At 38.4% G+C, this 14,350-nt stretch carries 12 protein-coding genes and 1 pseudogene; 4 read left to right on the top strand and 9 right to left on the bottom strand.

What is annotated here, in order from left to right:
* Positions 1 to 32 precede the first annotated feature (32 nt).
* From ACTJJH_RS02080 to ACTJJH_RS02070, 3 genes are all read right to left on the bottom strand, one after another.
* Complete coding sequence (locus ACTJJH_RS02080) at positions 33 to 1,448, bottom strand: MFS transporter (protein ID WP_440600636.1); 1,416 nt, start codon at positions 1,446 to 1,448, stop codon at positions 33 to 35.
* Entirely contained in the window at positions 1,445 to 2,515 is a 1,071-nt protein-coding gene (locus ACTJJH_RS02075) for an MBL fold metallo-hydrolase (protein ID WP_141316259.1), read from the bottom strand. The genes ACTJJH_RS02080 and ACTJJH_RS02075 overlap by 4 nt, the downstream gene beginning before the upstream one ends.
* A gap of 161 nt (positions 2,516 to 2,676) precedes the next feature.
* Positions 2,677 to 3,168, bottom strand: coding sequence for a cupin domain-containing protein (locus ACTJJH_RS02070; RefSeq protein ID WP_440600635.1), 492 nt, complete (start codon positions 3,166 to 3,168; stop codon positions 2,677 to 2,679).
* 209 nt (positions 3,169 to 3,377) lie between these two features.
* On the opposite strand from ACTJJH_RS02070, the gene ACTJJH_RS02065 reads away from it, so the two are divergent.
* Both ACTJJH_RS02065 and ACTJJH_RS02060 read left to right on the top strand, forming a co-directional pair.
* A complete protein-coding gene (locus tag ACTJJH_RS02065) occupies positions 3,378 to 3,728 on the top strand; it encodes a YidH family protein (protein ID WP_032035229.1) in 351 nt (116 codons plus the stop codon).
* 490 nt (positions 3,729 to 4,218) lie between these two features.
* The gene (locus ACTJJH_RS02060) at positions 4,219 to 5,211 is read left to right on the top strand and encodes an AraC family transcriptional regulator (protein WP_032035232.1); all 993 of its coding nucleotides are present in this window, start codon (positions 4,219 to 4,221) and stop codon (positions 5,209 to 5,211) included.
* Here the strand turns inward: ACTJJH_RS02060 and ACTJJH_RS02055 are convergent.
* The 4 genes and pseudogenes from ACTJJH_RS02055 to abaQ all read right to left on the bottom strand — a co-directional run.
* A pseudogene (locus tag ACTJJH_RS02055) lies at positions 5,188 to 5,719 on the bottom strand (acetyl-CoA C-acyltransferase); the annotation flags it as partial. The gene ACTJJH_RS02060 and the pseudogene ACTJJH_RS02055 sit on opposite strands and share 24 nt — an antisense overlap.
* A gap of 78 nt (positions 5,720 to 5,797) precedes the next feature.
* Positions 5,798 to 7,372: an aldehyde dehydrogenase (NADP(+)) gene (locus tag ACTJJH_RS02050; protein WP_440600634.1), complete on the bottom strand. Its 1,575-nt coding sequence runs from the start codon at positions 7,370 to 7,372 to the stop codon at positions 5,798 to 5,800.
* A 10-nt stretch (positions 7,373 to 7,382) separates the two neighbouring features.
* Complete coding sequence (gene araD1, locus ACTJJH_RS02045) at positions 7,383 to 8,381, bottom strand: AraD1 family protein (RefSeq protein WP_032035234.1); 999 nt, start codon at positions 8,379 to 8,381, stop codon at positions 7,383 to 7,385.
* Positions 8,382 to 8,391: 10 nt separating this feature from the next.
* Positions 8,392 to 9,696: a multidrug efflux MFS transporter AbaQ gene (abaQ, locus tag ACTJJH_RS02040; RefSeq protein ID WP_262451408.1), complete on the bottom strand. Its 1,305-nt coding sequence runs from the start codon at positions 9,694 to 9,696 to the stop codon at positions 8,392 to 8,394.
* 169 nt (positions 9,697 to 9,865) lie between these two features.
* On the opposite strand from abaQ, the gene ACTJJH_RS02035 reads away from it, so the two are divergent.
* The gene (locus ACTJJH_RS02035; RefSeq protein ID WP_440600633.1) at positions 9,866 to 11,599 is read left to right on the top strand and encodes an IlvD/Edd family dehydratase; all 1,734 of its coding nucleotides are present in this window, start codon (positions 9,866 to 9,868) and stop codon (positions 11,597 to 11,599) included.
* Positions 11,600 to 11,682: 83 nt separating this feature from the next.
* Positions 11,683 to 12,399 carry a FadR/GntR family transcriptional regulator gene (locus ACTJJH_RS02030; RefSeq protein ID WP_005069141.1) on the top strand — a complete coding sequence of 239 codons (717 nt, stop codon included), beginning with the start codon at positions 11,683 to 11,685 and terminating at the stop codon, positions 12,397 to 12,399.
* A gap of 68 nt (positions 12,400 to 12,467) precedes the next feature.
* Here ACTJJH_RS02030 and ACTJJH_RS02025 read toward each other — a convergent pair whose 3' ends face one another.
* Complete coding sequence (locus ACTJJH_RS02025; protein WP_440600632.1) at positions 12,468 to 13,262, bottom strand: TorF family putative porin; 795 nt, start codon at positions 13,260 to 13,262, stop codon at positions 12,468 to 12,470.
* An 80-nt stretch (positions 13,263 to 13,342) separates the two neighbouring features.
* Complete coding sequence (locus ACTJJH_RS02020; protein WP_017386078.1) at positions 13,343 to 14,257, bottom strand: LysR family transcriptional regulator; 915 nt, start codon at positions 14,255 to 14,257, stop codon at positions 13,343 to 13,345.
* Positions 14,258 to 14,350 lie beyond the last annotated feature (93 nt).

Below are 14,350 nucleotides of genomic sequence, written 5' to 3'. Positions count from 1 at the left end.
AAAAGTGCCCATGGGCACTTTTAATTTATGATTTAGCTTTTAATTTTAATTAAATTTTGTAAGCACTTAGCTGTTCTATCTGGATTTAGAAATATTACTGTGGCTATACCTATGACTAATAAATATATTCCAATATATTGGAAACCAATATTCATGCCTGTTAGTAAATGATTCATCATTTCAGGTAATAATGGCTCACCTTTCCTAGGTTGAATATATCCAGCTGCATCCATAAACATTCCGACCATTATAGGTGATACCATCCCGCCACAAGAAGCAAGTGCCGTTATTGTAGACATGGCTGCAGCTCTTTGTTTTGAGCAAACACTGTATGCAACGGCTGTAGGAACTAGAGGAAAAGTCATAGCAAAGCCAGCAGCAAAAATTAAAACGGCTACGGCTGTTTCACCTTTCAGAAATGGAAGAATCTGAAATAAAGCACCTGAAATTATTAAGATTATTCCTAATAAGACTCCTAAAGATACATGTACAGACCGTCCTTGTGTCATTAACTTTCTAGACAGAATCCCTGCTAAAAAAAGCACAAGTGCCCCGCAAACCCAAGGAAGAGTAACTAAAAAGCCCAATGATTCTGGAGTGACTTTTACAACAGCCGATAAATAACGTGGAGACCAAGTTGTAAGAAAACCCATTGCCCAGAAACAACCAGCACCCGCCAGAAAAGCTACAATAAACATTGGAGAAAAAAATAACTTTTTTATTGGTATTGGAGTTAAATCATCACACATGTCCACAATACTTTGCTTATTATGTACATCTAGACGTTTAATCAAAGGACGAGTCAGCTCTTTTTCAGATCGGACATGACTATATGGCCCCTCTTTGGCAATAAAAAACCATAAGAATGTCCAAATTAACCCAACAATTCCTAAAAAACCAAAAGCCCAACGCCAACCATAATTTGGATGGGCAATAATCCAAGCCAGAATTGGAGCAGCAATAATTGGTCCTAGAGTAGAACCTATTGCTACCAAACTACTAGGTAAGCCCCTTTCTTTTGGTTCATACCAACCATGTACATGTTGTAATGTAATAGGTGTCGCTGGACCTTCAGCTGCGCCTAATAATATTCTTGAGATCAGCAATAACGCAGCTCCACCCCATAACATTGGAAACATTAAAATAGCCCAAGCAACTCCCATAAAAAAAATTAACCATCTTGTTTGTACTTTCATGGCAATAAAACCTACTAAAATTGCCGAAATTGCAAATAAGAAAAAAAAAGCGCTACCAATAAAGCCAAATTGACTACCTGACAGTGACAATTCTTGCATAGCCGGTTCAGCAACTAATCCTAAGACAGCCTTATCAGCAAAATTAATCATTTGAAAAATAATTAATAGGCCTGTAATAATCCAAGCTTTTTTTTGTATGCTTTTATCTATTATCGCAGAAGGAGCTAATAGCTCAATACTAGAGCTTTTCATAATAACTCCTCCTGATTTTTTAATATAGCTTCAGCTTTTTGAATTACTTTCAGGTTATTAATTTCAAAAATATCATTATCTTCTGCTGCACTCACAAGCCCATCGAAATCCGATTGTGCATGTGAGATCATTTTTTCTATATCTGCAACGTTAGGTAAATTAGGAACAATATGATGTAAAATTAGATGATTAACATTTGCATTGGCGGCAACTTTACCGACTTGTTTATAAGAAGTATGAGACTCTTCAAGATGTACAGCAATCCCTTCCCTAGTAGGTCCTTCAGGAAAAGTTTGTAATATAGCCTCTAGATCAATTACTTCATGTAATAACACATCTGCATTTCTTGCTAATCGAATACAATTTTCTGAATATGTAGTATCTCCTGATATTACAACTGAACCATATTTAGTATCAAAGCGAAAGCCAAAAGCTGGATAACATAAACGATGATCGACTAAAATTGTACTTACTTTAACATTTTCATCTTCATAAATAATGAAAGGTTCCATTTTAGGATGCCGTGCATATATCGGATCTGCTTTAGCTTCCTTGGGAATTTCAATATCATAGGCTTCTATCCATTCGCTAGGACTTGTTCTTTCTTCATCCGCCATTCTAATTGCAATATCTGAAGCAAATACGCCGTGCATTAACGCTTCTACCATCTCCTTAGTACCAACCATAGGATGATCGCCTCCACAACATCCTTTTATATGAACATGCTCTTTCTCAACCAAAGCTGGATTTTTAGGAGGTTTCCCTGGTCCAAATATTTTTATAGGTTGGCTAAAAGACTCTCCAGGGACTTGCCATCCTGTAAAGAGATAAGCCCCTAAATCATAAATATGGTCAGAATGATGATGAGTTATAAAAATACTACGTAACTGTCCCCAAGATGCATGCTTTCTATAATTACGAATGCTTCCCATTCCACAATCTACAACATAAACTGCTCCATCAACACAAATAGCTGTTGAAATACCAGCTCGGCTACTTGAAACAATTGGCCCACCTCCTGTTCCAAGTGCGTAAATCTTCATTCCCTTTGCTACATTATTCGACATTTGAATTTTCCTCGTCATAAAGTTGATCCCGCTCCTCTAAATTATTCGACGAGTCTCCAATGTAAATATCCGTGTATTCATGAATAACTATACTTTTATTCTGTAATTTTAATATGCATATATAAAAAGAGCGCCTTGAGGCGCTCTTTTAACTCATCAGGTTATTCATAATTTTCTAGCTTGTCAGGTGTAATAAAGCGGATATTTCTTAGCGCAGAAACACGTACAACTTCTTCTGGCTCAGTTAGATTGTGTAGCTCGGAGAACAAACTAGCTAAATCGTTTCCTGGACTCACCCAAAAAATTCCTTTCCCAGGTGTTTCCGAAACAATTTTATAACCATGTACTGTTCCTCTTGGCCAATACAAATAGTCACCAGCTCTTGCAATACTCCATTCTCCGTCAAGATATAGAGCATATTCACCTTCAATAATAAATGCATGCTCATCCTGAACAGGATGCATATGAGGAGGCACAAAAGTACCGGGAGGATCATTAGAAATCCAAGCAAAACTAGATTTTTGATCCCCTCCTACCATGGGTTCATAGACATGCCCCAAAACATTCCACGATATTTTTTCTTTTCCTTCATTGAATTTAGTCTCACCAAATTCAAAATTATTTTGTAATTCTGTTAAAACTAATTGATTCATGAAAATAAACTCTGGCTATTTTATCGCCTCTAGTCAAACAAAAAAGTTATCACTATTTCTATGCATTTATTGAGTCAATCATATCTGTTTATTAGAGTTTTTAAATTTTATAAAAAATGAATACTAAAATATTAAAATTTGGATAGTATTCTCTTCTGCTTATTTATAAGTTAGTTAAGTTATCGAAGGAATACTTTCGAGTTTAAATTATGATTAATCTTTTTATAAAACAACTACTTTTAAAAGTGGGTGAAGAACCAGATCCACGTTTTACGCTTGCCAACGAGCGGACTTTTTTAGCCTGGACACGTACAGCTCTTGCTTTACTGGCTTCAGCAGTAGCATTGATTACGATTTCAGAACATTATCATCAGCTTCAAAAAGCTCAACAAATTTTTAATGTATTAGTCATAGCGTCTTTAATCATTAGTTCCTCTGCCCTCCTTCGCTGGTATCGAGTAGAAATTGCTCTAAGATTAAAGAAGCCGCTACCCTTTCCTCTCATGACACCTTTACTAACACTCCTAACCTTTTTAATTTTATTCATTTTTTTCTTTTAAGTAAGTTGAATAAAAATGTTAAAAGATGATTCTGGATTACAACCTCAACGTACCTATTTAGCTAATGAACGAACTCTTTTTTCAATTTTAGCCACCAGTTTTTTCATTAGTAAAATTCTTGCAAATTCACTGTTAATTAGTGTATTTATTTTAATCACCACTTGCCTTTATTTTAGCTGCCATTTATTTTTTTCTTTCCATATTCAAATACAGAATTTGGAAACAACTAAACGAAGTTATATTTTTTTAACACATGCATTCATGGTTTTTTTGCTAAGTGTTATTTGCTTATGGGCAAAAAACTCATGAATGCAAAATCGCTTAGTTTTAGTTATAAGAATTTGATTTTAATAGCGTCTTGTAATCTACTAAAATAATAATAAAGGAAAACAGGATAAGACAAAACATTGAGTTAACTTAGTTTTATCGTAAAGCATAGATTTATTTATATATCTTTTATCTGAACTAAACGGAATTTAAGGAGATGAAGATGACGGAGACAATTAGAAAAGTCGGGCCTTTTAGAAATAAATTTTTTGTCCATCACACTGAAATTTTTAAAACTATTCAATGGATGGGAAAAATTAATGGCCCTCATCAATTAGATGTACCATCACCAAAACATATGGATTTTTCACATGAAGGTTTAAGTCTTGGAGATATTACTTTTGGACAAGTGTCTTATTCAACAGAAGTACAAGTCAAGCTAGATGACTTGCAAAAAAGTTATATATTTAATATTCCAATACAAGGGCAGCAAACTCTAAAAATTGGTAATTTAAATATTGAGTCTAATACTGAAATTGCTACGCTCCTTTCTCCACATCTTCCTCTTGTAATGACTGTAAACGAAGGATGTAAGAAACAGGTTATCAGGATTTCAAAAAAACTCGTAGAAGAGCATCTTATTCGATTATTAGGTTACAAATTACAACGACCATTAGTTTTTGATGTTCAAGCCCCTTTGCAAGGACAAATAAAACAGTGGTTTCAACTTGCAATGAATTTACAAGAAATGGTTAATGATGATCATTCCTTATGCGATAGTTCTGGAGTTTGGAATAATTTTGAGTCAAATCTTGTGATTATGCTTTTAAATGCTCAACCCCATAATTATTCTCAAGAACTGAAATTACGTCAGCAAGGTCGTCCCACTTATTTATCAAAAGTAGAACAAGTTTTAACAGATTGTTTAGATCAACCTTTAAATCTTAGAGAATTAGAAAAAATTTTAGGTGTATCTAGAGAACGCTTATATAGAGATTTTCATTTATACTTTGGTCAGTCGCCTATTGCGTATTTTCGTGATTTACGTTTCGAAGCTGTTCATAAACGCCTTCAACAAATTCGCCCTTGGGAAAATGTATCTAGTATTGCTCTAGACTGTGGTTTTCAACAATTAGGTAGATTTTCAAATGAGTATAAGAGAAAGTTTGGTGAACTTCCCTCAGAAACTCTACTACGTTTTAAACACATCAATTAATCTTGCAATCCCTTGACCCACACCAATACACATTGAACACAAGGTATAACGACCACCTATTTGTTCAAGCTGGTTTAAAGCTGTGGTGACTAAACGTGCACCTGATGCACCGAGTGGATGACCTAAACCAATTGCACCATCGTTTCGGTTTACCTTGTTAGAGTTGTCTGGTAAGCCTAAATCATGGGTCACTGCCAAAGCTTGTGCAGCAAAGGCTTCATTCAGCTCAATTACATCCATCTGATCTAAAGTCAGGTTGACTTGTTTAAGTAATTTTTTAATGGCTGGTACTGGAGCAAAACCCATAAGGCGTGGTTCCAATCCCACTGCTGTTGAAGCAATGATCTTGGCACGCGGTTTTAAGTTGTAAGCCTGAAATACCTGAAGCATTCCCCGTAATAACTGTGCCATCTGCTTTAACCACAGGTTTAATTTTGCTTAAAGCTTCAAGCGTGGTTGATGCGCGTGGATGTTCATCAATATCGATCACAACAGCGTCATCCTTACGCTTAGATTTTTTAACAATACCATTATGTACAGAAGACAATAATAAAAAAGAGACCAATTTATGGTCTCTTTTTTATTTTTAGATGGCTTCTCTGGTCATTTCACCATTCACCAGCCTTAAAATTTGCAATGGATTGCTGTCTTTTAAAGCTTCTGGCAATAAGCTTTGCGGATAGTTTTGATAACACACAGGTCTTAAGTAACGGTCAATAGCTAAGGTTCCAACTGAAGTACCTCGTGCATCTGAAGTGGCTGGGTATGGCCCACCGTGTACCATCGCATCACAGACCTCAACACCTGTTGGGTAGCCATTTATAAGTAATCGCCCAGCTTTCTCTTCTAGTACAGGAACTACATCTGCAAACTCAGTTAAGTCAGCTTCATCGGCAATTAAAGTCGCAGTCAGTTGCCCATTCATGCTTTGTAGTGCCTGAATGAGTTGAGCTTTATCTTCAACTTCAATGATGACTGTAGTTGGCCCAAAGATTTCTTCCTGTAAAAGCTGGTCACCCGCCAGTAAAAGCTCAACATCAGCTTTAAACAGTTGCGGCTGCGCCTGATTACCTTGTTGAGCCTGGCCTGCCAAGTGTTCAATACCTTGATGCTCTGTTAAGTGCTCAAGACCAGCGGTATAGCTTTTTAAGGTTCCGGCATTGAGCATAGTTTGCGCAGGCTTAGCCCCCATAATTTCAGTCAGGTTGCTAATGAGCTGACTAAACTCGGCTGATTTAATTCCCAAAATTAAACCTGGATTGGTACAGAACTGACCACAACCCAAAACAACTGAATCTGCCAAGTCCTGTGCAATTTTTTCACCACGGGTTTTCAGGGCTTCTGGCAATAATAACATCGGGTTAATGCTGCTCATTTCAGCAAAGACCGGAATTGGCTGTGGACGGGCTGCTGCCATATCACATAAAGCGCGACCACCACGAAGTGACCCCGTAAAACCAACTGCTTGAATTAAAGGGTGTTTCACTAAAGGTTCACCCACGCCATTACCATAGATCATGTTAAATACGCCTTTTGGCATATTTGATTTTTCTACGGCACGTTCAATTGCTTGAGCAACAAAGTCCGCTGTGGCCATATGCCCACTGTGGGCTTTCACCACTACAGAACAACCTGCGGCCAGTGCCGAAGCAGTGTCACCACCTGCGGTTGAAAAGGCGAGCGGAAAGTTACTTGCCCCAAAGACTGCCACAGGGCCAACACCGATTTTAATCTGACGCAAGTCTGGGCGAGGTAAAGGCTGACGCTCAGGCAAGGCTGTATCAATACGCGCACCTAAAAAGTCACCACGACGTAACACTTTGGCAAATAAACGCATTTGTCCACTGGTACGGCCACGCTCGCCTTGTAAACGTGCAAGTGGTAAAGCGGTTTCCTGTGAGACAATTTCAAGAAAATCTGTACCTAATGCATCAAGTTCATCAGCAATATTTTCTAAAAAGGTAGCACGCTGTTCAGGTGATGTATGACGATAAGTCTTAAACGCTTGACTGGCGGCTTCACAGGCCTGATTAATCTCTTGCTCAGTTGCATGGTGAAACTCATAAGGTAGAGCCTCATCAGTCGTAGCATGAATACTTTTTAATAAAGTTGTACCTTGTGCACTACGTGAACCGCCAATAAAGTTGTGTCCGATAACCATTTTATATTCCTTAGAGTGTAATAACTGAACCGATCGGTAGCTCTGGTTGTGTATGGGCGAGCTTATTTTTGAGTGGAAGTCCGAACTCTTTCATCTCTATTTCAAACTCATCGTTGACTTGCGCTTGAATACCGTCGGCAAAAGACAAAGTGGCTGTACCGAAATAGTGAATATGAACATCCCCTGCTTTTAAAAATTGTTGATACTTAAAGTGGTGATATTCCAGATTTGCCAAGCTATGGCACATATTGTCTTCACCAGACAAAAACTCTTTCTCCCAAATGATTTGTCCATCACGGCGCAAACGGCTGGTTCCGACTAAATGTTTTGGTAATTCGCCTGTCCGTAAAGCCGGACCAAAACTACAAAAACGCAATTTAGAATGGGCCAGATATAAATAATTACGGCGCTCCATTACGTGATCAGAATATTCATTGCCCAGCGCAAACCCGATTCGGTAAGGCTTTAAGTCTTCGCCAATAACATAAAGGCCTGCAATTTCAGGTTCTTCGCCGCCGTCTTCGGCAAATGGAGGTAAAGGCAACTCTGCTCCCGGCCTTACCACAATTGAACCGTCGCCTTTATAAAACCACTCTGGTTGTGCTCCGATCTGACCTTGTGCTGGACGCCCCTTTTGTAGCCCCCATTCAAATATCCGCATGGTGTCGGTCACCGAGCTGTCATCGCTTAAATTTTGTTGATGCATTTTGTCGCGTGCAGATGCAGAACCTAAATGGGTTAAGCCTGTACCAGAAACTAAACAGTGCGTTGGGTCTGGATGATCCAAAGGCGGCAATACCTTTAACTCTGCTAATAAAGATGAATAATCATAGGTTTCCGTTTCAAAGCCTAACGCCTCAACTTGTTGTTCCATTGAAACTTTATTACGGATTGCTAAAAGTGCTAAATCACGAACCGATTGAATATTTTTAACCGGATATGCCATGTTGCCTTCTACTTTAGCGACAGCACGTTGATTTGCACGATTTTCAAATTGAATAATTTGCATGTTTTATTCCTTACAAAGGCTTTTGAATATTCACTGTTTGTGTTTTTTGACGTTCGAGCTTGGCATAGACGATGTAAGTCAAAATCAGACCAAAAAACATGACGATAGATAAGAAATACAAACCAGCAGCCATATTTCCCGTGTATTCTTTTAAAAGTCCGATACCAAATGGCCCGACATAGCCACCTAAATTTCCAACAGAGTTAATTAAGGCAATACCAGCAGCTGCACTTGCGCCTGTTAAGAAACGGCCCGGTAATGTCCAAAACACGGCAGTAGATGAAAATAGGCAGAACGCAACCACAGCCAAAGCAGCCAATTGCATGACTGGAGAATTTAGCCAACCACTTAAAAACATTGCACAAGCGCCTAGTGCGTAGAGAAAACTTAAATGTCCGTAGCGGTCATTCAGGCGGTCAGTACTACGTGGAATAATTAATAATCCAATAATTCCAAAAACGTAGGGAATGCTAGATAAGAAGCCAATTTGAATATCACTACCTCCCCCAAATTGCTTAATAATGGTAGGAAGCCAGAGATTTAAACCATAAATACTTAAAGTCACTGGTAAATAATAGAGTGCCAATAAAAGTACGCGTTTGTCTTTTAAAGCATGTAGTGGATTGGCATGTCGGGTTTGGTCGTATTCGGCTTCATCTTTAACAAGTTCATTTTTAAGCCATTGTTTTTGTTCAATACTTAACCATTTCACTTTATCAATATTATCGGGTAACCACAGGAATGTTGGTAAAGCCAATAAAACCGCGGGTAAGCCAACTGCAATAAATAACCATTGCCAGCCGTGCAAATTTGCAATACCATCCATGCCAAGTAATAGACCAGCTAAAGGCCCAGCAATCATCATGGCGATGGGTTGTGAAAGCACAAACATTCCCATGATTTTTCCGCGATGCCGCACCGGATACCACTGCGTAATTAGGTATAAAACACCAGGGAAAAAACCCGCCTCTGCTACACCGAGTAAAAATCGTAATAGATAAAAACTTTTAGGGCCTTGAATAAGCGCCATGGCCATGGTGATGAGGCCCCATGTTAATAAAATGCGGGTAAACCATTTACGAGCACCAAATTTGTCTAAAAGCAAATTACTTGGAACTTCAAAAAGAAAATATCCAATAAAAAATAAGCCAGCTCCTAGACCATAGGCAGCATCACCAATTCCTACATCGGCCCCCATATGCAAATGGGCAAATCCGACAGCGGCCCGATCAATGTATGCCACCAGATATAGTATGACTAATGCAGGTATCAGCTTAAACGTGACTGTCCGTATTACATCCTTTTCGAAATCCATCTTCGACTCCATTTCCTATTATTTACTTATAGAGCATCTTGCTCGTAAATCATCCTTTCAATTTAAAATATAGTAATACTATTTAAATTTCAAACCTTTTAAAAATAAAATTTATAGTGTATTTTTAAATCAATTAATTCTAATAGTAATACTATATAGGGAAATTTGTATGAATAACAAACAAGTTCTTCGTTCGGCTGCCTGGTTTGGTACAACGGATAAAAATGGCTTTATGTATCGCAGCTGGATGAAGAACCAAGGAATTCCAGATCATGAGTTTCAAGGCAAGCCCATCATTGGAATTTGTAATACGTGGTCTGAACTCACTCCATGTAATGCGCATTTTCGAAAAATTGCCGAACACGTAAAAAAAGGAATTTTAGAAGCGGGCGGCTACCCTGTTGAATTTCCAGTGTTTTCAAATGGTGAGTCGAATTTACGCCCTACCGCTATGTTTACCCGCAACTTAGCCAGTATGGATGTCGAAGAAGCTATTCGTGGTAACCCTATTGACGGCGTAGTGTTACTGACAGGTTGTGACAAAACCACCCCTGCATTATTAATGGGTGCCGCAAGTTGTGATATTCCTGCCATTGTAGTAACTGGTGGGCCAATGCTGAATGGTAAGCACAAAGGTAAAGACATTGGTGCGGGTACTATCGTTTGGCAAATGCATGAAGAGTTAAAAGCAGGCAAAATTGATTTAAATGAATTTTTATCTGCCGAGTCTGGTATGTCACGCTCAGCTGGTACATGTAATACCATGGGCACCGCTTCTACAATGGCGTGCATGGCTGAAGCCCTAGGCACTTCTTTACCCCACAATGCGGCCATTCCAGCGGTAGATTCGCGCCGTTATGTGTTGGCTCATCTTTCTGGTATGCGTATTGTTGATATGGTTCATGGAGATTTACGCCTTTCTAAAATCTTAACCCAAGAAGCTTTCGAAAATGCCATTAAAGTCAATGCGGCTATTGGTGGTTCAACCAACGCCGTGATTCATTTAAAGGCAATTGCTGGGCGTATTGGGGTTGATTTACAACTCGATGACTGGAACCGTATTGGCCGTGGAATGCCAACCATTGTTGACTTACAGCCTTCGGGTCGTTTTTTAATGGAAGAGTTTTATTATAGCGGCGGTTTGCCAGCCGTGATTCGTCGTATGGGTGAAGCTAATCTCTTACCACATCCTCAAGCTTTAACCGTAAACGGTCAAACCATTTGGGAAAACTGCCAACAGTCACCTATTTATAACGATGAAGTGATTCGGAAAATAGATAATCCAATTCGACAAGATGGCGGCATGTGTATTTTACGCGGTAATTTAGCCCCTAAAGGTGCGGTGCTTAAACCATCTGCTGCCACACCTGAACTGATGAAACACCGTGGTCGTGCAGTCGTATTCGAAAACTTCGATGATTATAAAACCCGCATTAATGATCCAGACCTTGATGTTGATGAAACTTGTATTCTTGTGATGAAAAATGCCGGCCCTAAAGGCTACCCGGGCATGGCTGAAGTTGGAAATATGGGATTGCCTCCAAAGGTTTTAGCCAAAGGCATTACCGACATGGTTCGTATTTCCGACGCACGTATGAGTGGAACAGCGTATGGCACCGTAGTTTTACATGTTGCCCCTGAAGCCATGGCGGGCGGACCTTTAGCTGTAGTTCAAAATGGTGACTTTATTGAACTTGATGCTTATGCTGGAAAACTTCATCTAGAAGTGAGTGATGAGGAACTTAAGCAACGTCTTGAGAATTTAGCGCCTCCAGCTCCGCCAAGTTTTATTGGCGGCTACCGCAAACTCTATGTAGAACATGTTTTACAAGCCGATGAGGGCTGTGATTTTGATTTCTTGGTCGGTTGCCGTGGCTCAGAAGTTCCACGTCATTCTCATTAATATTTATTCTTGAAAAAGATGATCTTGTTAAAACACAAGGTCATCTATACCATAGGATATTCAACATGTCGTAATAGTGAAATATGAGTAAAGCTGACTATAAAAATCCTATTCCAAGCAAAAGCCAACATGCATTAATTGTTCAACAATTGGGATTAAAAATTGTTTCTGGAGAAATTTCAGAAAATGAGAAACTCCCAAGTGAAGTTGATTTATGTGAGGAATATAAAGTCAGCCGCCCTGTCTTTCGCGAAGCAATCCGTGTTTTAAACGCTAAAGGCTTAACTTACTCAAGACCCAAAATCGGAACGGTGGTTAGGCCGAAAGAAGAATGGCATTTACTCGATCCAGATGTATTGTTTTGGTTGATTCAAACCACGCCTGAACACGAATTTTTTAAAACACTTTCTACCGTACGACGCGTTTTGGAACCAGAGCTTGCTTATATTGCGGCAAGTACGGCAAACGAAGAAGATATTGAACGTATTAAACATGCCTATGAAGGGATGGAAAAAGCGACAACAGTTGAAGAATTTATAGAGCCAGATATTCAATTTCATTTGGCAATTGCCAAAGCAACTCATAATGACTTGCTGGCTTATATGTCAAAAATGTTGGTTTTACCTTTGCAGCAATCCATTCAAGTCACTAGTCTGCGCCCAAATTTACAAGGCCATTCACTACCTAGACATAAAGCGATTTTAACCGCAATTGAAAATAAAGATCCGCTCTCGGCTCGCCATGCTTCACTTGTTCAGCTTGACGACACCAAAATGGCTTACGATTTAATTAAAAAATAATTTTTATATATTTTCTATTTAAAGCCTGATTACTCGAAATAAAGTCAGCAGGCTTTTTTATTTATAAATTAGAATACCTTTTTAACTGAAACAGTAAATGTCGAATCAATCGGATTTGAAATTGGCGCATCAGGTTCACCATTACTATACTTTTTATAGAAACCATCTTTGTCCCAAGCTTTGGCATACGCTAAACCAGTAGTCCAGCCATCCCCTAAATCTTTAATCAATTCGACTTTCATATCTTGAAAGTTAGCTTCCGAGAAATTTTTAATTCTTTCATAGCCATAATGGGCACCAAAAGTCCAAGACTCATTGATAGGCTGAGTAAAAGTTAAATCTAGATAAGTTGTTCCTCTTGAACGTTTACCTTCAGTGCCACCCATCGTATCTGAGTTATAGCCTGCATAATCTGGAGTGTAGGTAATGAAATATTTAATAGTCAAAGGCCCATAACCAATTTGAGGCACAATTTCGCCATAGTTATAACTGGTACTCCCTGTTTCAGGTGTACTTTTAGCTCCCGGATAGTAGTAATAAAAAACCGTCATTCCAGCTGAAAACTTATCAAAAGTTTTTATATAACCTGTGTAAAAATCCCACTCAACTGAAGCATCACGAAGATAATTAGAACTTACATTTGAAGCCCAAGTCCCCACAAATAATCCATTCAGATTTGCATAATCTAAACCAATTTGTAATGCAGGCTTGCCCCAAGTTTGTTGAAAACCACGTGATATATATTGGCTTGCAAAGGTTACATTAGCACTGTATGGAGAAATTTGTTCTTGTTCATTTACTTGCTCAGCATGTACAAAACCACTAGACATAATAAGAGAAGCTATCCCTAAAATTTTTCTCATCTAATAATCCTTTTAAATATTACCTATAGGTTTAAAGTTTTAAAATAACATGATAATTCAATTTAAAACGTATTAAAAAGTTATAAATTCAAATTTCTGGATACTTCTTCTTCGCTATAGATCTCTTCAATACAATCTAAGATTTTAGGAATATACGAACTTTGGTCCATATTGCGCATTGATAGAGAAATGGGACTATAGGCTTCTAAGTCTAAGATATTTAAATAAGTTAGATTCTTCATTCCAATGTCACAGGCGCTTTCTGGAATAATACAAATACCTTCTCCAGATGCCACCAAGCCAAGTGCCATATGAATTTCGCGGACTTCAGTCAGTTTGGCTGGAACAAGACCTAATTTGGTAAATAAAGCTTGAATAGTGGTCGAAAAATTCGGCTTAGGTGTTGTGGGATAAGAAAAAATTGTCTCATTGATAATTTGAGATAAATAAATTCCTGATTCTTGGAACTCACTTAAAGGATGTTTTTTATGAATCGCGAGTTTTAATTTTTCTTTACGAAGTAGAAGTCGCTTAATGGCAGGATCGCTAATAGGTAGCCGTCCGAAACCTAAATCAATTTTTCCTAACTTTAAGGCTTCGACCTGATCCCGTGTACCACATTCAATAAGCTCGACATGAATGTCAGGATTTTTTTGTCTAAATAGATAAATGACCTGTGGTAATCGCCCATAAAGAAGCGAACTCACATAGCCAACTTTAACAACATTCTCAACCAGCTTCATTTTTTTAGCCATAGAAGCTGCTTGAGCCGTATGCGTTAAAATCTGAACAGCATGTTGGTAAAAAAACAGCCCTGCTTCTGTCACTTTTAATGGACGTGAGCCTTTCACGAACAGATCAATGCCTAACTCTTCCTCTAGTTTTTTAATTTGACGCGTGAGTGGTGGCTGAGCAATAAAAAGCTTTTCTGCGGCTTTAGTCAGACTTTGTTCTTCAACAACGGTAACAAAATAACGTAGATGTCTTAATTCCATTAATATACCTTTTTAGTATCTTAAAATACCGTTCTATATCTATTTTAGGCTATTACATTCTTCTATGGTATGTAAACAAGTTTGAAATAGTTG

It is taken from the genome of Acinetobacter sp. 22301, assembly GCF_052045285.1.
GTDB classification, from domain to species: domain Bacteria; phylum Pseudomonadota; class Gammaproteobacteria; order Pseudomonadales; family Moraxellaceae; genus Acinetobacter; species Acinetobacter pittii.
The sequence above is the reverse complement of the archived record's forward strand: the minus strand, read 5'-3'. Positions and strand labels throughout refer to the sequence as shown.

What these genes read in the sequence shown, in the direction of transcription:
- ACTJJH_RS02070 (WP_440600635.1), bottom strand. Translation starts at nt 3,168, where the DNA reads ATGAATCAATTAGTTTTAACAGAATTACAAAATAATTTTGAATTTGGT.
- abaQ (WP_262451408.1), bottom strand. Translation starts at nt 9,696, where the DNA reads ATGGATTTCGAAAAGGATGTAATACGGACAGTCACGTTTAAGCTGATA.
- ACTJJH_RS02025 (WP_440600632.1), bottom strand. Translation starts at nt 13,262, where the DNA reads ATGAGAAAAATTTTAGGGATAGCTTCTCTTATTATGTCTAGTGGTTTT.
- ACTJJH_RS02060 (WP_032035232.1), top strand. Translation starts at nt 4,219, where the DNA reads ATGACGGAGACAATTAGAAAAGTCGGGCCTTTTAGAAATAAATTTTTT.
- ACTJJH_RS02075 (WP_141316259.1), bottom strand. Translation starts at nt 2,515, where the DNA reads ATGTCGAATAATGTAGCAAAGGGAATGAAGATTTACGCACTTGGAACA.
- ACTJJH_RS02050 (WP_440600634.1), bottom strand. Translation starts at nt 7,372, where the DNA reads ATGGTTATCGGACACAACTTTATTGGCGGTTCACGTAGTGCACAAGGT.
- ACTJJH_RS02035 (WP_440600633.1), top strand. Translation starts at nt 9,866, where the DNA reads ATGAATAACAAACAAGTTCTTCGTTCGGCTGCCTGGTTTGGTACAACG.
- ACTJJH_RS02080 (WP_440600636.1), bottom strand. Translation starts at nt 1,448, where the DNA reads ATGAAAAGCTCTAGTATTGAGCTATTAGCTCCTTCTGCGATAATAGAT.
- ACTJJH_RS02065 (WP_032035229.1), top strand. Translation starts at nt 3,378, where the DNA reads ATGATTAATCTTTTTATAAAACAACTACTTTTAAAAGTGGGTGAAGAA.
- araD1 (WP_032035234.1), bottom strand. Translation starts at nt 8,381, where the DNA reads ATGCAAATTATTCAATTTGAAAATCGTGCAAATCAACGTGCTGTCGCT.
- ACTJJH_RS02030 (WP_005069141.1), top strand. Translation starts at nt 11,683, where the DNA reads ATGAGTAAAGCTGACTATAAAAATCCTATTCCAAGCAAAAGCCAACAT.
- ACTJJH_RS02020 (WP_017386078.1), bottom strand. Translation starts at nt 14,257, where the DNA reads ATGGAATTAAGACATCTACGTTATTTTGTTACCGTTGTTGAAGAACAA.